15 protein-coding genes, 1 rRNA gene and 1 pseudogene are annotated in these 17,099 nt (G+C 60.4%); 9 read left to right on the top strand and 8 right to left on the bottom strand.

The window, feature by feature from the left end; genetic code table 11:
* Positions 1 to 178 precede the first annotated feature (178 nt).
* From rrf to DBR18_RS25670, 4 genes are all read left to right on the top strand, one after another.
* Positions 179 to 294 (top strand): 5S ribosomal RNA (gene rrf, locus DBR18_RS25685).
* Positions 295 to 443: 149 nt separating this feature from the next.
* A complete protein-coding gene (locus DBR18_RS25680) occupies positions 444 to 1,103 on the top strand; it encodes a paraquat-inducible protein A (RefSeq protein ID WP_108592415.1) in 660 nt (219 codons plus the stop codon).
* On the top strand, positions 1,090 to 1,713 hold the full coding sequence (locus DBR18_RS25675; RefSeq protein WP_108592414.1) for a paraquat-inducible protein A: 624 nt from the start codon (positions 1,090 to 1,092) through the stop codon (positions 1,711 to 1,713). The genes DBR18_RS25680 and DBR18_RS25675 overlap by 14 nt, the downstream gene beginning before the upstream one ends.
* Positions 1,706 to 4,009, top strand: a complete 2,304-nt coding sequence (locus DBR18_RS25670; protein WP_108592413.1) for a PqiB family protein — start codon at positions 1,706 to 1,708, stop codon at positions 4,007 to 4,009. The genes DBR18_RS25675 and DBR18_RS25670 overlap by 8 nt, the downstream gene beginning before the upstream one ends.
* A gap of 217 nt (positions 4,010 to 4,226) precedes the next feature.
* On the opposite strand, the gene mksF is transcribed toward DBR18_RS25670, so the two are convergent.
* From mksF to mksB, 3 genes are read right to left on the bottom strand one after another with little or no spacing between them, the layout of a single operon-like run.
* On the bottom strand, positions 4,227 to 7,067 hold the full coding sequence (gene mksF, locus DBR18_RS25665) for an Mks condensin complex protein MksF (protein WP_108592412.1): 2,841 nt from the start codon (positions 7,065 to 7,067) through the stop codon (positions 4,227 to 4,229).
* Entirely contained in the window at positions 7,064 to 7,765 is a 702-nt protein-coding gene (mksE, locus tag DBR18_RS25660; RefSeq protein WP_096822662.1) for an Mks condensin complex protein MksE, read from the bottom strand. The genes mksF and mksE overlap by 4 nt, the downstream gene beginning before the upstream one ends.
* On the bottom strand, positions 7,755 to 9,038 hold the full coding sequence (gene mksB, locus DBR18_RS25655) for an Mks condensin complex protein MksB (protein ID WP_177482438.1): 1,284 nt from the start codon (positions 9,036 to 9,038) through the stop codon (positions 7,755 to 7,757). Before mksB ends, mksE begins: the two co-directional genes overlap by 11 nt.
* Before the next feature lie 234 nt (positions 9,039 to 9,272).
* Between mksB and DBR18_RS25650 the strand changes: the two genes are divergently transcribed.
* Complete coding sequence (locus tag DBR18_RS25650) at positions 9,273 to 10,019, top strand: energy transducer TonB (protein ID WP_108592410.1); 747 nt, start codon at positions 9,273 to 9,275, stop codon at positions 10,017 to 10,019.
* Positions 10,012 to 10,464 carry a ribosomal protein S18-alanine N-acetyltransferase gene (rimI, locus tag DBR18_RS25645; protein ID WP_108592409.1) on the top strand — a complete coding sequence of 151 codons (453 nt, stop codon included), beginning with the start codon at positions 10,012 to 10,014 and terminating at the stop codon, positions 10,462 to 10,464. Before DBR18_RS25650 ends, rimI begins: the two co-directional genes overlap by 8 nt.
* Before the next feature lie 112 nt (positions 10,465 to 10,576).
* On the opposite strand, the gene DBR18_RS25640 is transcribed toward rimI, so the two are convergent.
* On the bottom strand, positions 10,577 to 10,981 hold the full coding sequence (locus tag DBR18_RS25640) for a serine kinase/phosphatase (RefSeq protein WP_108592408.1): 405 nt from the start codon (positions 10,979 to 10,981) through the stop codon (positions 10,577 to 10,579).
* Positions 10,982 to 11,120: 139 nt separating this feature from the next.
* Between DBR18_RS25640 and can the strand changes: the two genes are divergently transcribed.
* Entirely contained in the window at positions 11,121 to 11,765 is a 645-nt protein-coding gene (can, locus tag DBR18_RS25635; RefSeq protein WP_108592407.1) for a carbonate dehydratase, read from the top strand.
* A gap of 6 nt (positions 11,766 to 11,771) precedes the next feature.
* Here can and DBR18_RS25630 read toward each other — a convergent pair whose 3' ends face one another.
* The 3 genes from DBR18_RS25630 to acpA all read right to left on the bottom strand — a co-directional run bounded on the left by DBR18_RS25630 (position 11,772) and on the right by acpA (position 15,456).
* Positions 11,772 to 12,287 (bottom strand): SET domain-containing protein-lysine N-methyltransferase, encoded by a 516-nt coding sequence (locus DBR18_RS25630; protein WP_108592406.1) that lies wholly within the window; start codon positions 12,285 to 12,287, stop codon positions 11,772 to 11,774.
* A 166-nt stretch (positions 12,288 to 12,453) separates the two neighbouring features.
* Positions 12,454 to 13,635, bottom strand: coding sequence for a hypothetical protein (locus tag DBR18_RS25625; RefSeq protein WP_108592405.1), 1,182 nt, complete (start codon positions 13,633 to 13,635; stop codon positions 12,454 to 12,456).
* Between the two features lie 120 nt (positions 13,636 to 13,755).
* Entirely contained in the window at positions 13,756 to 15,456 is a 1,701-nt protein-coding gene (gene acpA / locus DBR18_RS25620) for an acid phosphatase (protein WP_108592404.1), read from the bottom strand.
* 146 nt (positions 15,457 to 15,602) lie between these two features.
* Between acpA and DBR18_RS25615 the strand changes: the two genes are divergently transcribed.
* Complete coding sequence (locus tag DBR18_RS25615) at positions 15,603 to 15,893, top strand: nucleotidyltransferase family protein (protein ID WP_095136791.1); 291 nt, start codon at positions 15,603 to 15,605, stop codon at positions 15,891 to 15,893.
* Positions 15,887 to 16,003: pseudogene (locus tag DBR18_RS25610) on the top strand (HepT-like ribonuclease domain-containing protein); the annotation flags it as partial. The gene DBR18_RS25615 and the pseudogene DBR18_RS25610, both read left to right, overlap by 7 nt.
* Before the next feature lie 34 nt (positions 16,004 to 16,037).
* Here DBR18_RS25610 and DBR18_RS25605 read toward each other — a convergent pair.
* Positions 16,038 to 17,099, bottom strand: a 1,062-nt coding sequence (locus DBR18_RS25605) for a TIGR00366 family protein (RefSeq protein WP_256588976.1), incomplete at its 5' end; no start/stop codon positions are given.

Genomic DNA, 17,099 nt, shown 5'->3' with positions numbered 1-17,099 from the left:
CTAATTGCCCGTGAGGCTTGACCATATAACACCCAAGCAATCTGAATGCTCGAAAGAGACCAGATTGCGGTGTGTGAAGACGCAATGAACCGAAAGTTTGCGATGCTCACAAACACCTGTATCACATACCCGATTTGCTGAAGCGAGGCCAACCGGTCGCGAGTCAGTACCCGAATTTCTTGACGACCATAGAGCGTTGGAACCACCTGATCCCATCCCGAACTCAGAAGTGAAACGATGCATCGCCGATGGTAGTGTGGGGTTTCCCCATGTGAGAGTAGGTCATCGTCAAGATTAAATTCCGAAACCCCAATTGCGAAAGCAGTTGGGGTTTTGTTTTGCCCGCAGGAAAGTATTTTTACTTAGCCAGCGAACAATTTTGCACAGTTATTTTCGAATCAGAACACTAGAATAGCCCCACCTTTTTCGGAGCCAGAGCCTTTATGTCAGATCCGGTTGACGCCCAAGGGCTGTCAGATTTACCGCTGGAAGACCTGGTGGCCTGTCACGAGTGCGACCTGCTGATGCGCAAGCCCAAGCTTGCCGATGGCGAGAAAGCGCTCTGCCCGCGCTGCGGTTACGAGTTGTACGCCCACCGCCATAACGTGGTGCAGCGCAGCCTTGCCTTGGTGATCGCAGCATTATTGCTGTACATCCCGGCAAACTTTTTACCCATCATGCAACTCAATATCCTCGGACAATCTTCGCAGGATACGGTCTGGAGCGGCGTGCTCGGTTTGTTCAATACGGACATGCAGGGCGTTTCGATCGTTGTATTCCTGTGCAGTATGGCTATTCCGTTGCTGAAGTTGCTGTGCCAGTTATTCGTTTTGTTGACGATTCGATTCAACGTCGGACGCAGTTACGGCTTGCTGCTCTACCGCATTTATCACCACCTCAAAGACTGGGGAATGCTCGAGGTTTACCTGATGGGCGTCCTCGTGGCGATCGTCAAACTGGCCGACATGGCGGCCATCACCGTCGGCCTCGGTCTGGCGTGTTTCATCGGCTTGTTGTTGGTCCAGGTCTGGCTGGAAGTGGTGATGTCACCGCACCAGATCTGGCAGGCATTATCAGGAGAGGATGCCCATGCGGGCGATTGATGCGGGCATTCTGATCTGTACCGAATGCCATGAATTGAACAGACAGGAGGAGGGCGCTGACGAGCAGACCTGCACGCGCTGTGGCGCGCTGGTTCACGCTCGCCGGCCCAACAGCTTGGTCCGAACCTGGGCCCTGCTGATCACGGCTGCGATTATCTACATTCCGGCCAACGTGTTGCCGATCATGACCGTCAGCTCTTTGGGTCAGGGCGACCCGAGCACGATCATGTCCGGCGTGATCCAGTTGGTGCAGCACGGCATGATCCCGATTGCCGCCGTGGTGTTCATCGCCAGTATTCTGGTGCCGACCTTCAAACTGGTGGGCATCGCGTTGCTGCTGTTTTCGGTGCAGCGACGCCAGCCATTGTCTGCACGGCAGCGGATCTGGATGTACCGCTTCATCGAGTTCATCGGTCGCTGGTCGATGCTCGATATCTTTGTGATCGCCATTCTGGTGGCGGTCGTCAACTTCGGCCGGCTTGCCAGTGTCGAAGCCAATCTTGGCGCCATCGCTTTCGCCAGTGTGGTGATTCTGACGATGCTTGCCGCAGTAACTTTCGATCCCCGACTGATTTGGGATAACACGGAGTCGGACGACGACCATGACTGATTTGCCTGTAGCGAAAACCCGACCGGCCTCCAACTGGTCTGCCATCTGGGTATTACCCCTGATTGCCCTGATCATCGGCGGCTGGCTGGGCTGGCGTGCCTACAACGAAACCGGCATCGAGATTCAGGTGCGATTCGAAAGCGGTGAAGGCATCCAGGCCAACAAGACCGAAGTGGTCTACAAGGGCATGCCGGTGGGTAAGGTGAAGACGCTCAAGCTTGATGACGAGGGCAACTCCAAAGGCGTGATTGCTACGGTCGAGATGAACAAGGACGTCGAGCAATACCTCAAGACCAGTACGCGTTTCTGGCTGGTAAAACCGAGCGTGACGCTGGCTGGTATCACCGGTCTGGAAACCCTGGTTTCCGGTAACTACGTGGCCATCAGTCCCGGCGAAGGCGAGCCGACCCGCAAGTTCAAGGCACTGGCCGAAGAGCCGCCGCTGTCGGACTCCAAGCCTGGCCTGCACCTGACCATCAAGGCTGATCGCCTGGGTTCGTTGAACCGCGGCAGTCCGGTGTTCTACAAACAGATCAAAGTCGGTCAGATCAAAAGCTACGTGCTGTCTGAAGACCAGAGCACCGTTGAGCTCAAAGTGTTCATCGAGCCGACCTACGCCAAACTGGTGCGCAAACATACGCGTTTCTGGAACGCCAGCGGCATCAGCATCGACGCCAACCTGTCCGGAGTAAAGGTACGCAGTGAGTCTCTGGCGAGCATCGTCGCCGGTGGTATTGCCTTCGCCACACCGGAGAATCGCAAGGACAGTCCGCCCACCGATCCAAGCCTGCCGTTCCGTCTGTATGAGGACTTCGACGCCGCCGCTGCCGGCATCCGGGTCAAGGTCAAACTCAGTGACTTCGAAGGTCTGCAGGCCGGCCGTACGCCGGTGATGTACAAAGGCATTCAGGTCGGCAACATGAAAGCGTTGAAAATCGATTCGGATCTGAACAGCGCCACGGCCGAGCTGACGCTGGATCCTCTGGCCGAAGACTATCTGGTCGAAGGCACGCAGTTCTGGGTGGTCAAACCGTCGATTTCCCTGGCCGGTATCACCGGGCTCGAAGCGTTGGTGAAAGGTAACTACATCGCCGTGCGTCCGGGAGACAAGGGTGCTGCGCCGAAACGCGAATTCGAGGCGCGGCCAAAAGCGCCGCCGCTGGATTTGCGTTCGCCGGGTCTGCACCTGGTGCTGTTCACCGATGTTCTCGGTTCGATCGAAGTCGGCAGTCCGATTCTGTACAAGCAGGTCAAGGTCGGTTCGGTACAGAGCTATCAGTTCTCCAAGACCAAGAAGCAAATCGTCATCGGCGTGCATATCGAGAAGGAATACGAAAACCTGGTCAACGCGTCGACACGCTTCTGGAATGTCAGCGGTATTACCCTCACTGGTGGTCTGACCGGCGGGATTCAGGTCAAGAGCGAGTCGTTGCAGACGTTGATGGCCGGCGGCATTGCCTTCGAAACACCGCAAGCCAAGGCGCCGTTGCAAAAACGTATTCCACGCTTCCGCCTGTTCGCCAACCATGATGAAGCCAATCAGAAAGGCACGCTGGTGACGATCAAGGTTGATCGCGCCGACGGGTTGCGCCCGGGCACACCGATTCGTTTCAAAGGGCTGGATGTCGGCAAGATTGAAGACGTCGATCTGACGGACGATCTGCAAGCCGTGATGATTACCGCGCGGATCACAGAAGTGCCGGAGCGCATTGCCCGGGTCGGCAGTCAGTTCTGGGTGGTCAAGCCGGAGTTGGGGCTGATCAAGACCCAGAATCTGGAAACCCTGGTCACCGGGCAGTATGTGGAAGTATTGCCGGCGGCAAAAAACCTCGGCCCGCAGAAGAACTTCATCGCACTGGCCAGTGCGCCGGAGGTGGTCAAGCAAGAGGCCGGTTTGAGTCTGGTATTGAGCGCGGCCCGCCGTGGTTCGTTGAAACCCGGCGTACCGGTGACGTACCGCGAAATCACTGTGGGCAAAGTCACGGGCTATGAGCTGGGTCAGACCGCAGATCGTGTCTTGGTGCACATTCTGATCGAGCCGAAATACGCGCCGCTGGTGCGCAGCGGCAGCCGATTCTGGAACACCAGCGGTGTCGGTTTCGACATCGGCTTGTTCAATGGTCTGACGGTGCGCACGGAGTCGCTGGAGACGGCGATTCAGGGGGGCATCGCCTTCGCCACGCCGGACGGCGAGCGCATGGGCACCCCGGCCCGGCCTGAGCAGACGTTCCCGTTATTCGACAAGTTCGAGGATGAGTGGCTGAACTGGGCGCCGAAGATTTCGCTCGGTAAGTAATCCGGAGTTTATGTGGCGTCTGCAAAGACGCCTTCGCTGGCAAGCCAGCTCCCACAGGGTTTTATGTCGTATACGGAATTTGTGTTTAGCGCAAAAACCTGTGGGAGCTGGCTTGCCAGCGATGAGGTCCTTCAAGTCAGCACAAACCCCAAAGCCATAAAAAAGGGCCGCGATCCCATCAGATCGCGGCCCTTTTTTTGCCTTCAGCTAACGCCGGTCAAACCTCATCCAGCTCCGGCTCATCGGCTTGCACATTGACGGTGGCCTTCACCACATCGTGCCGGCGGATGTACTTCCAGTCCGCCTCGTCGATGTAGATCCCGGCCGGGCCGCTGCCGCCTTCCAGGTCGATGGCGACACTGGCGCAGACCTGCGGCTTCACACTCGCCAGAATCGGCACGAAGCCCAGTTGCAGGCTGGTTTCCAGCAGCGCGGCCTGGTTCTTCTCGTCGATGTCCGCCGCCTCGTCGAGGTAGTAAGGCAGGCGCACGCGACCGGCCAGATCACGGTCCATCAAGTGCAGCAACAAGTACATGTTGGTCAGCGCCTTGATGGTCATGGTGGTGCCGTTGGAGGCCGCGCCGTCGATGTCGGTGTGAATCACCGGCTGACCGTTGACCTTGGTGATCTCGAACGCGAGTTCGAACAAGTCCTTGAGGCCGAGCTGGTTGTGGTTCGCCGCCACCAGCCGCGCCAGGTATTCCTTGGCCTCTTCGTTCTTGTTGTCCTGTTCCGCGCTCTGGCTCAGATCGAACACCGACAGGGTTTCGCCTTCTTCGTACTGACCGGCGCTGTGGATAATCTGGTCGATGTGCTTGAGCGCTTCCTTGTTCGGCGCCAGGACGATGCGGAAGCTCTGCAGGTTCGATACCTGACGCTTGTTGATCTCGCGGTTGAACAGCGCCAATTGATGCTCGAGGCTGTCGTAGTCACTGCGGATGTTGCGCAGGGTACGGGCGATATCGGTGACCGCCGCACGCCGCGCCTTGCCCAGCGTCAGGGCTTCATCGGTACGGTGTGCGTAAGCGTTGATCAGCAGCGACAGACGGCGCTCCATGTCGTCTTCGCTGTCGAACTTGGCCACACCTTTGAGGCGCACCTGCGCGTATAGCGCTTCGATCTGCCCGTCGGCGCGCAGCAAGCCCTGCCAGCTGTCCTGATAGTCGTTGAGCAGCGGCAGCAGGTTGTCCATCGAGTCGTCGACCGGATCCATGAACGGCGTACCGAACGGCAGATCCGCCGGCAGCAACTGACGGCGGCGCAGGGCGTCGTCGAGGGTGCGTTGTTTGGCTTCCATGTCGGCGATCTGCCGGCCGACCAGTTGCAGCTTGGCCGACAGTTGCTGGACGCGCTCGGTGAACGCATCGCTGGAGCGCTTGAGTTCATCCTGCGCGGCTTCCATCTGCGCCAGTTGCTCAAGCTTGTCGCCTTCTTCCGCGCTCAGCGTCTGGGTGCGACGGAAGTCTTCCAGGGCTTTCTGCGCATCCAGCACCTGCTGGTACAGCGCTTCGGTCTGGGTCTTGCTCGCGGCGCGGTCGGCAGCCACGGCTTGCTGGGTTTTGAGTTGCTTGAGTTCTTTTTCCAGACGTTCTTTCTGGTCACGCAGCGCGGCGCGGTCAGCCAGCGCTTGCAGCGCCGGCGGCTCGATGTGCGAGATGTCGATCGACAGGCCCGGCACTTCGAAGCGCTCGCCCTTGAAGCCGTCGAGGATCAGCTCGACCGATTTGACCCACTCACCAGCTTCGTCGAGGGTGATGCCGTGCTCGCCCAGCGGCAAACTGAACAGCGCGCTGTTGAACAGGCGCATCAGGCGTTCGACGTCCTGTTGCGAAAACTCCTCACGCAGGCGGGCGTAGCTGTTGTTGTCGGCGTGATCGAGTTGCTGTTTCACCGACTTCAGGCGTTTTTCCAGGTCGCGCAGACGCTCTTCCAGATCCTCGGCGCTGAACTGCCGGGACTGTGCCAGCGCACCGGCCAATTCATCGTGGGCATCTTTGGCCGCGAGCAATTGTTGCTCCAGCACTTTGACGTCATCGACCAGGGCGAAGCGGTTCTTCAGCACCGACAACTCACCGAGCCAGCGCTGGATGCCGGAGATTTCCCGCTCCAGACGCATCAGTTCCTGCGTGCCGCCGCGCTGATCGTTTTGCAGGTCATCCTGCTCGCGACGGTAGTGCTCGGCCTGAATGGTCAGCTCTTCCTTGCGCGCCGTGGCGTAGTCCGACCAGGTGCCGAGCAACGAGTCGAGCAGCGGCGACAGGCGATGCAGTTTGCCGCGCAGCACGTCGCGTTGTTTCACGCCGTTGGCCAAGGCTTCGACCAGCGGGCCGGCGGCGACCAGCGAGTTGTAGTCCTGCTCCATCCGGCGCACATCGCGGAAGGCTTCTTCGCACGCGGCGATGTAGTCGACGCTGCCGGAACGCAGGCTGTGTTCGAAGGCATCGAGGAACAGTTGCTTCAACTTGGCCGCAGTGATTTCACGCATGTGCAGCAGGTTGATGAACAGCGCGCGGAAGGTCTTCAGGCTCTGCTCGCTGGTGGAGCGCAGCGGGATCAGGGTCAAGTCCAGCGGGATCGAGGTGTGCCCGCCCACCAGCAAGCGACGCAGTTCGTCCGGCTTGAGTTCGTAGGCTTTGAGGCCTTCTTTCTCAAGGTTGCTGAACAGCTCTTTCTGACGCAGGCAGGTGTCGTTCTTCTGGTAATGCGCCAGATCGAGCTTGCCGGCATAGGCGAAGAACTGGTGACCGAAACCGCCGCCCGGGCCGCGACCGACCACGCCGATCACGTGCGGGCCGTGGGGCAGATTGACTTCGACAAGGATGTAACTGGTGTCGGAGGCAAAGTAGAAACGCCGCGATTGTTCCAGGCTGTACTTGCCGAAACTCATGTCCGACATGCGCGCCAGAATCGGGAATTGCAGAGCGTTGATCGACGCCGATTTACCGAGGTTGTTCGCACCGTAAACCGACAGCGGTTCTTCCAGCGGGAACAGGCCGAGGCTGTAACCGGCGGTGTTCAAAAGGGCAAAGCGGCGGATGCCGTAGCGTTCCTGGCTCATGCGTCGGACTCCTGTTCTTCGGCAATGGCGCGGGCCAGTGCGTCTTCTTCGCTCTCTTCTTCAAATTCGGAGAGATCGAGCGGATCGTCGGTCTCGAGGAATTTCGCTTCGGCTTCTTCGTCGATCAGCACCGGTGCCGGCAGCGGCAGTACGCTGTGCACGCTGGCCGCCAGATCGCGGTCCTGCTGCACCGACAGGCACACGTCGAGGAAGCGGTGCATCGGCGGCAGGAAGCGGTACACGCCGTTTTCTTCGCCGGCGAAACCCAGTTGAGTCATGCGGCGCATGATCTTTTCTTCGAGTTCTTCGACGGTCTGCACTTCGGCCTGGATGAACAGGTCGCGGTATTTTTCCAGCAGCGATGGCAGCTCTTCGCGGCCGAGGCTGCCGCCGTCGAGCACGGCGATCGGATCTCGACCCTGATCGGCCAGATGCTCGACGAGGATGAAGGTGAACAGCGCCAGACGCTGGGCCGTCTTGTTCACCGCTGCTGCGGCCATGTCCGGCACGAAGTAGTAGAAGCCACGGGTGTCGCAGACCAGTTCGAACCCCAGCGCCTTGAACAGCGTGCGGTATTGATCCTGGAAGTTCGACAGTTGCGCGTACAGTTCCGGGTCGCGGCGGCTGACGTGATAGCCCTTGAACAGCTCACGGAAGATCGGCGCCAGTTGGGACAGTTCGGATAGATCAAGATGCATTGGGGATGCTCGCAGAATCCTCGGCGGCGGCAGGGTCGCGGGCCGAGAGCAGGGCGAAGGAGCGCAGGCTGACCTGATGCTCGTGAGTGTGGTATTCGCGGCGTTCCAGACGCTCGCGGGTGAAGCGTTTTTCCCGCGACAGGCGCGAGAACCAGTAGAGCAATTCGTCGGTGGCGCCGTCCGGTTCCTGCTCCAGCAGCCAGGTCATCAGATCCGGCATCGGCAGGGACTCTTCGCAGCGCTCGACCATTTCGCGCACGGTGCGCGGTGCACGCGGGGCGTCGCCGGATTTCTGAGTCTTGTGCGCCTTGGGGAAACGCGCCGGTTTCGGTTCGAAACGCGCCAGGGCGTAGACGTAGGCCTCGACCTGACTGGCGCTGCCGAGGAAGGTGCTTTGCGGCCGGGTGAACAGCGGCATCGCCGCCTGCGGCACGGCATCGATGCCTTTGCGACGAATGGCCGCCAGCGCCAGTGCGGCGCCACGGGTCACGGCGTTGTGCCGGCGCGCTTCTTCACGCAGCGGCAGCAGCAGTTCGCGGGCGTGGCGCAGGGTCAACTGGGCGCTGGTCTGCATTTCGAGGATGCGCGCGTGGGTGCGCAGCAGCATGTCGTCATCGACCAGATGGCCGAGGCGCTGCTGTTCGCTGAGCATCTTCAGCAGCACGGTTTCGACCTTGCGCACGCCTTGTTCGAAGGCGCCGTCGGCGTTCACCAGATCGATCATCGGCTCGACGTATTCGTCCCAGGTCGCCAGCACTTCGGCGTAACGCTGACGCAACGGAATCTGCCGGTCGCTGGTCTTGGCCCGTTCGGCCACGGCCACCAGTGCCTGTTCATCGTTGTCGAGCTTTTTCAGCACGTCACGCACGCGCATGTCGAGCAGACGCAGCTGACGGGCGAGGTCGTGGCCGTCGCGAATCTCGAACGCGTCCTGAATGTAGCCGGCCAGACGTTCGAGGTGGCGCAGATAGGCTTCGATTTCCAGGCACAGGCCCAGGCGGTGCTCACGGCGCAGGTAGGCGAGGAAATCGTGGATCTGCGCGTTGAGCTCGAAACGGTTCGGGCTTTTCGCCACAGGAATCAGGATATCGAGACGAATCCACACGTCGAGCAGGCTGGTGATGTCCTGCGGCGTGCTGTCCAGTTGTTGGGCGGCCAGTTGCGTGCGCAGTTCGTTGAGGCTCAGGGTGCCCTGGTCGAAGTGCTCGCACAGTGGCTCCAGAAGTGCCCAGTGTTCAGCGAGGGCGCGCAAGACGCGCTTGGGTTCGATCATCGGAATGGCCGGCTGGTTGGCGATTAAAAGCCGCGATTGTACTGCATCACGAGGGATGCGATTCACTCTCGGGACGGGCTGTCGCATTTTCTCAGGGAGCGAGCCCAGGTAAAGGCTATCGATCAACAGCAAGCGATCTTGAACGAAGGGCGGTAGAATCAGCCCACTTTCAGTTATCCACAAGTGGCCGACCCTTTGCTTATCGAGTCCCGCCGCCGCGCCTATTTGAACGCCATGCAGGTGGTCAACTGGCTGCCGCGCACCGAATTGCCTTTCGCCGCCCCGTCGCGGCCCGAGCTGCTGGACATGTCCGAGCCTGAGCCAGAGGTCGTGGCGATGCCGGTCGCTCAGGCCCAAGCCCCGGTGCAGACTGCTCCGCGCCCGGTCGAACGGCCGAAGATCGAAGTGCCGCGCCCTTCGCTTGCCAGTACCCGCAATGGCGCCAAACCGGTGGAGGAAGTCGAAGAGGCGCCGGTCGTCGTCAAACCTGCACCGGTACCGCCACCGCGTTTCGCCCTGCAATTGCTGCGCGCCGGAGCCTGCCTGCTGCTGGTGGAGTTACCCACAGGCGAGGCGTTCCAGAGCCGCGATCCGGCTTATCTGCTGCTTAAAGACATGCTGCGCGCCGCCGGTCTGCCGGATGCGCCGCAAATCGTCGGCGAACCGGTGCGCTGGCCATGGTTGAATCGCGGCACCATGGACCAAGGCCCGGAGGCAGCGCGCGACTTTGTGCAGGGCTTCCTTTCGGTGCAAATGGAGGCGGCACCTTGCGCCTGCCTGTGGCTGATCGGCCTGCCGGCGGTGCGCTTTGCCGGTGAAGCGGATGCTGCAGCGTTCAATAGTGAGTTGCAGATCGAAGGCCTTGGCCTGGCCTGGGCCATTCCCGGTCTGGAATTGTTAATGGAAGAGCCACAGCGCAAGGCCGCTGTGTGGCAAGCCATGCGTCGGCTGATGGCGCGCTGGAAACCATCGAATGAGTGAAGCTGTATCGTTCCGCCCGATGACCGAGGCGGACCTGGACGCGGTATTGAAGATCGAATACGCCGCGTACAGCCATCCCTGGACGCGCGGGATTTTTCTCGACGGGCTGGGCAAGTATCAAATCTGGCTGATGTTCGAAGGCCAGCAGCAGGTCGGCCACGGGGTGGTGCAGATCATTCTGGATGAGGCGCACCTGCTGAACATCACGGTCAAACCGGAGAATCAGGGGCGTGGGCTGGGGCTGACGCTGCTCGAGTATCTGATGTCGCGGGCGTATGCGGCGTCTGCCCGGGAATGCTTCTTGGAAGTACGTGACAGCAATACCGCAGCGTTCAAGCTCTATGAGCGCTATGGCTTCAATGAGATCGGCCGGCGCCGGGATTATTATCCGGCGGTGGGTGGGCGTGAAGACGCCGTGGTCATGGCCTGCACGTTGGTCGACTGAACACCTGTAGGAGCTGCCGAAGGCTGCGATCTTTTGATGTTGTTTTTAGAAGCAAGATCAAAAGATCGCAGCCTGCGGCAGCTCCTACAGTGAGTCGCGTCACATCAGGCGATCAGCGGTTGCCATCCAGCGGATCGCGCCGCGCCAGCTCCGCCTCATCCAGGCCATTGCCGCCGCCAATGTCGTCTTCATCGACAATGCTCAGATCCCAATCCGCCTGATTGCCTTCGCCAGCTTCCTCGGCATCCCGGGCGCCGTCTTCATGAATCAGCGTTTCCGGGCTCAGGTCATCATCGGTGGGTTCATGGTCAGCGGTCGATGCGCCGGTAAACCCGGCTTCACGTACCCTTTCGTTGGGCATTAACTGCTCGCGTTCACGCTCCGGGATCTCGTCGCCGATTTTCGCGCTGGGTTCGTCTTCATCGAAATCCAGCTCATGCACCGAGCCCATGCGGTCTTCGTTATCATCGATGGGTTCCGGTTGCACCGCATCGTACGGACGTCGTGAATCAGTCATGGCAAATCCTCATACTGTGGGCCTTACTGAGTGGACTCACCGGGCACACGAGAATTCCAAAGAAAACACCGGCGATTCTCGCGTGACCCCGACCGGCGGTCGTCTGTCATACCAGCGCATCTTTCTTGAGGCCTTAACCATGCACGACTTACAAGACCTGATTGATAACAACGAGCGTTGGGCTGACGCGATCACCAAGGAAGACCCGGATTTCTTCGCCAAGCTGGCGCGCCAGCAGACCCCTGAATATCTGTGGATCGGTTGTTCCGACGCACGTGTACCGGCCAACGAGATCGTCGGCATGTTGCCGGGTGATCTGTTCGTACACCGCAACGTCGCCAACGTGGTGCTGCACACCGATCTCAATTGCCTGTCGGTGATCCAGTACGCAGTCGACGTGCTCAAGGTCAAACACATCCTCGTCACCGGACACTACGGTTGCGGCGGCGTGCGCGCCTCGATGCAGGATCGCCAGTTCGGCCTGATCGACGGCTGGCTGCGCTCGATCCGCGATCTGTATTACGAAAAACGTGAAGAGCTGGCCAAGCTGCCGACCGAAGAAGAACAGGTCGACCGCCTCTGCGAACTCAACGTCGTCCAGCAAGTAGCCAACGTCGCCCACACCAGCATCATCCAGAACGCCTGGCATCGCGGGCAGAGCCTGTCGATTCACGGTTGCATCTATGGCATCAAGGACGGTCGCTGGAAAAGCCTGAACACCACCATCAGCGGTTTCGAGCAACTGCCGCCGCAATACCGTCTGCGTCCGGTCGAAGCGTTGTAATCGCGCTCAGCGTGGGTGCCGCCACCGCTGCAAAAAGCGCTGGCCCTCGATCGTGGGTGGTTCATCGTAACCGGTAATCCACCCACGACAGCGCGGCGAGCCGCAGGTGCAGGCGAACTGCTGCAGCAAGCGGTCTTCAGTGGCGGCGAAATCGATGCTCAGGTGTTCACCGGGTTGAATATCGCGTAATGCCCATAACCACAGCTCGCTCATGTCCAGAAATACGTTTGGATCGCAGGCATGTTCGAGCAGCCCGCAAAAGCGCGGGTCGTAGATGTGGATGCCGTTCAGTAACTGTCGGGTCTGGCGACAGCGGTAGGGCAGCAGTTGTCCGGAAATGCGGCACATCCGGGTTGTGCGCAGGAAAACCCGACGCGCCACCACTGCCGCACGTTCCTGTCCGTCCTGAAGGATTTCGAAATCGACGGTGGATGGAAAACCCAGGCGCACCGGCAAACCGGCAAACGGGTAGATGCCCGGTGCGTCGCGTGGAATCTGGTGCCGATGGGGCTGATTGTTCATCGCGATCCCTGTCGTAAATGTTGCGGCTTCGTCTGGTAGTTGCTGCAACAATGTTTGGATCCAATCCTCTCGCGTGCGCACCTGAACGTCTACTGTCAGATCTGACAGGCGTAATTGGCTGCTTCCCGCGTCAGCATTGACTGACACGGGAAGTCTTTTCAGTACATCAGAGGTGAGGCGCGGGAACGGCAGTGGCCGGCAATTCACCCTGAAGCTGCTGCAACTGAGCCTTGATCGGTGTGGTCGTGCACTTGGCGGCGGCCTGGGCCGGGGTCAGGTTGCGGATCGAGGTGTAGAACAGCTCGCAGGTCTTGACCTTCTGCGTCACCTGCCAGGTCTGGGTGCAGCTGTTGAGCAGGGTTTTCGGATCGGTGCCCGGTTTACTGCCCATCCCGGCCTGCCAGCAGGCCGCGCTCAAGTCCTGGCCCATGACTTTCAAACCGGCGGCATCGGCCTTGGCTTCATCACCGTCGTAGCTCGCCGGGTCAGCGGCGTACCAGATGTAGCTCGGATGGTTCGAACCCAGTACCGGCACGTTCACTCCCGCACTCGGGCTGATGGTCGCCAGGCCCAGCACGCCAACGGTTGGCCCGTATTGCTGCTTGATCCAGTTACGTACCGGCGCACCGAAGGCAACCATCGGCAGGGTGGTGCCGGCACTGGTCTGGCTGAACTGCTTGACCAGTGTGGTCTGGTAATCCTTGAAGTAGTCGTAGACCCCTTCCAGGTCGCTGCCTGCGTTGGAGGGCGCTGCGATTGGCGCGATGTCGATAATGGTCTGATAGGCCGGCGTCTGGTCGGCCGGAATCCCGTTATCGGTCAGCAGCGCAGCCCAGCGATCGGTGGTGTTGGAGCGCAGATAATCCTGAGCCTGAGTCAGCGAGTAATCCGGCGGAAAATGCAGCAGCTCGACGCTCTTGCGGTTTTCCAGCGCCATGCCCAGCGGCAGGAACAGATACCAGCTGTACGCCCACTTGCCGTCGGCGTTGAGCTTGCTGGCGCCGGTGTAGGCCAGATCGCCGGCATCGAGCAGCGCCGACAGCGGCTTGTCGTAGCCCTTCGGTACGCCGCTGATCTCGGCGTAAATCTGCCCGTTATCGTTCTTCACCAGCACTTTGGCATTGCCATAGCCGTCGCGTTGCACGCTCTGGCTCAGGTAATGGGCGACGGTCTGCTCCAGCGACCAGTTGCGATAGCAGATCACGTTGCAGTTGTTGGGGTAGGCGAAGAGGCGGGTGACGCGTTCGGTGCTGCCCAGCTTCAGATCGACATCGGCGTGGGCCGCCGCGCTCAGGGTGAGCGCGGCGAGGGTTACGGCTGCGGAGGTCAGTCCTGCGAGTTTGAACATGCTCAGATCCTTTTCAGCGTGGGTTCCCCGGGATTTCGGGGCGCTTCATATTGGATCAGCCGTGTTGCACAGAGAAGCCGTCATTCACGGATTTTTGCGTCAGCCCGCAGAACCGGGTTTTCAGGCCTGAAACTGCAGAGCGTTGGTCAGATCGCCCATGGGTTTCTGGCCCCGTGCGCTCATCGCTTCATCGCGCTGCTTGAGACCATCGAGGGTTTCGAGCTGAAACACTCGGGTAATCAAGCGCAGGATCGACGCCGTGTCGTAGACCGTGTGATCCACCGTGCCTTTGCGGGCGAACGGCGACACCACCAGCGCGGGCACCCGTGAACCCGGGCCCCAGCGATCGCCTTTGGGCGGTGCCACGTGGTCCCACCAGCCGCCGTTTTCATCGACGGTGACGATCACCACCATGTTTTTCCACTGCGGACTTTCGCGCAGCACTTTCAAGGCGCGGACGATGTGCCGGTCACCGGAGGCAACGTCGGCATAGCCGGCGTGCATGTTCAGGTTGCCCTGAGGTTTGTAGAAACTCACCGCCGGCAACTTGCCGGCCTCGGCATCGGCGAAGAATTTGTTGGTACTCGACTCGTCACCCAAACCGGCGTCGCGCAGGCGTTTGTTGCGCTCTTGCGGGTTTTCCGGACCTTGCTGCTTGAAGTAGTTGAACGGCTGGTGGTGATACTGGAAGTTGGGGATCTTCGGAATCCCGCCGGAATCCTTGTACTGATCCAGCGTCGCCTGCCACGCGCCGGCGTACCAGGCCCAGTCGACGTTCTTCTTCGACAGTTTGTCGCCGATGTGTTCGTGGGTCTGCGGCACCATCACGTTGGGCAGATCCGGCTTGGAGTAGGCCGGACGTTCCGGGTCGCGAATCCACGTCGGCCAGTACGGTGGGGCAAGGGTGTTCACACCAAAACCGTCCGGGGTCAGCGCGCTCGGGCCGAACTGTGGCGGGCCGGTCATGGCACTGGCCGGCGATTGTTCCAGTGGTTTGAGGCGCGGATCAGCGGGGTCAGCGCTTTGCAGTGTGGCGATCTGCGATTTGGCCACCGAATTGGCCGCGTCCGGATAGAACGGCGCGGTGGCGCTGATCAGATACTGGTGGTTGAGGAAAGAGCCGCCAAAGGCACCCTGAAAGAAGTTGTCGCACAGCACGAATTCTTGCGCCACATCCCACAGGCGCAGCGAGTAACGACTCTGCGCGTAGTGGCCCATGGTCAACCCACCGGAGTCGGCCCAGGCGACGAAGCCGTCGTTCTTGCCGCCATTGATCTGCATCTGGTTCTGATAGAACACGTGCCACAAATCGCGGGTGACCAGACCGAACGGCAGGTCTTCGCCATTCGGGCCTTTAAGGGCGAACGGTGCGTTGGGCAGGTTTTCCTGAAACTGCGTGGCGGCGGGGTAGGTCACGCCATCGAGGGTTTGCGGGCCGATCTGCAGCACGCCACCCCAGACGGGCGGCAGCGCCTGCAACAGACTGCCGTCGCGATCATGTTGCTGGTAATCGGCAGGCTTGAGCGACGACAGCGGTTTCTCGACACCGGGGAAATCACCGAACAGGTTGTTGAAGCTGCGGTTCTCGGCGTAGATCACCACCACGGTTTTCACCTGCTCGCGCAGGGCCTTGTCCAGCTCGGCTGGCGTCAGCGGTCGCTCGGCCGGTTTGCCCGGTCGATCGACGGCGCTGCCACAACCGGCCAGCGTGGCGCCCACACCGAGGACCGCAACACCGCCGAGGAAGCGGCGGCGGCTGGTGTCGCTGGGGGTGTCGGATTCTGGCGAGGTGGGTTCTTTGTCGTTCGTCTCGTCGTTCATGTCGCGCCCGTTTTGCTTAAATGTTTCAGTATGTTTCGGCGGACGCTAACAAGGGAATGTGACGGTTGGGTGACAAAATGGAGCGGTGTCTACGATCCTTCGGCACTGCTAGACTGCTGCAATATTGAAACCGGCCTGAGTGAACCATGAAGCCTTCCATTGCACTTGATCTGCAACGAGCTGCCGTCCGAGAGGTTGTCGGCAGATTCCGTGTGACCAATCCGCGTGTGTTTGGCTCGACGGTGCTGGGTACTGATATGGAAGGCAGTGACCTTGATCTGTTGGTCGATCCATTGCCCGGTGCCACCTTGTTTGATCTCGGCGGGCTTCAGGTTGAGCTTGAAGATTTGCTGGGCGTTACCGTCGACCTGCTGACGCCGGGAGACCTTCCGCTGAAGTTTCGTCAGCAGGTACTTGAACAGGCCCGGCCCGTATGATCGAGAACCGGCTTGCTCATGGCTATTTCATCAATCTGGATGTCGTCTGGGATACGGTTCAGGTTGCTCTGCCTGAGCTGCTAAGAGTCCTGCCCTGCGAGCAACATTGATTGCACCTGCCCTGAGGCAGGTGCACCTCTTCATTTACGGCATCACCGGCGGCGTATACGCCAATGTCGTCCCCAGCACCCACAGCAGGAACAGCACCAGCGGCGTGTGCACCAGCAATTGCACGAACGAGAAGCCGATCAGGTCCCGCGCCTTCAAGCCGAGTACACCCAGCAGCGGCAGCATGTAGAACGGGTTGATCAGGTTCGGCAGCGCTTCGGCGGCGTTGTAGATCTGCACCGCCCAGCCGAGGTGGTATTGCAGATCGTTGGCCACTTGCATCACGTACGGCGCTTCGATGATCCACTTGCCGCCGCCGGACGGGATGAAGAAACCGAGAATCGCCGAATACACGCCCATCAGCAACGCGTAGGTGTCGTGCGAGGCGATGCTGACGAAGAAGGTCGAGATGTGATGGGCCAGCGTCTGCGCATCGGCGCCTTTGACCGTGGTCAGCAGCGCGGCAATCGAGCCGTACAGCGGGAACTGGATCAGCACACCGGTGGTGGTCGGCACCGCGCGGGCCACCGCATCGAGGAAGCTGCGCGGGCGCCAGTGCAGCAGGGCGCCGAGCATGATGAACAGGAAGTTATAGGTGTTGAGCCCGGAAATCGCGGTGATCGCCGGCTTGGTCGAGAACTCGTGGAACAGCCAGCCGGCCGCCAGCAGCACCAGCAAGATGATCAGCAGCGGACTGTGTTCCAGCCATTCGCCCGGGCGGGTGCGTGGTTGCAGCGGTGGCAGATTGAACGCCGGATCGATGCCGCAATCCTTGGCATCACGCGCAGAGTTCGGGCCGGGCGCAGTGGCGTAGGCAACGATGATCGAAATCACGATCAGCGCCAGCAGCATCGCGCCGGACTGCCAGAGGAAAATGGTCTGCGTGAACGGAATCACCCCGGTGATCGACAGAATCGCCGGCGGCAGGCTGGCCGGATTGGCCTGCAATTGCGCCGCCGATGACGACAGCCCCAGTGCCCACACCGCGCCAAGGCCCAGATACGCCGCCGCACCGGCCGCGCGGTAATCCATTTTCAGATCGGTGCGGCGGGCGAGGGCGCGCACCAGCAAACCGCCGAACACCAGCGACAGGCCCCA

The organism is Pseudomonas sp. HMWF021, from assembly GCF_003061005.1.
In the GTDB taxonomy this organism is placed as follows: Bacteria; Pseudomonadota; Gammaproteobacteria; order Pseudomonadales; family Pseudomonadaceae; genus Aquipseudomonas.
This window is presented reverse-complemented; position numbering and strand designations above follow the sequence as displayed.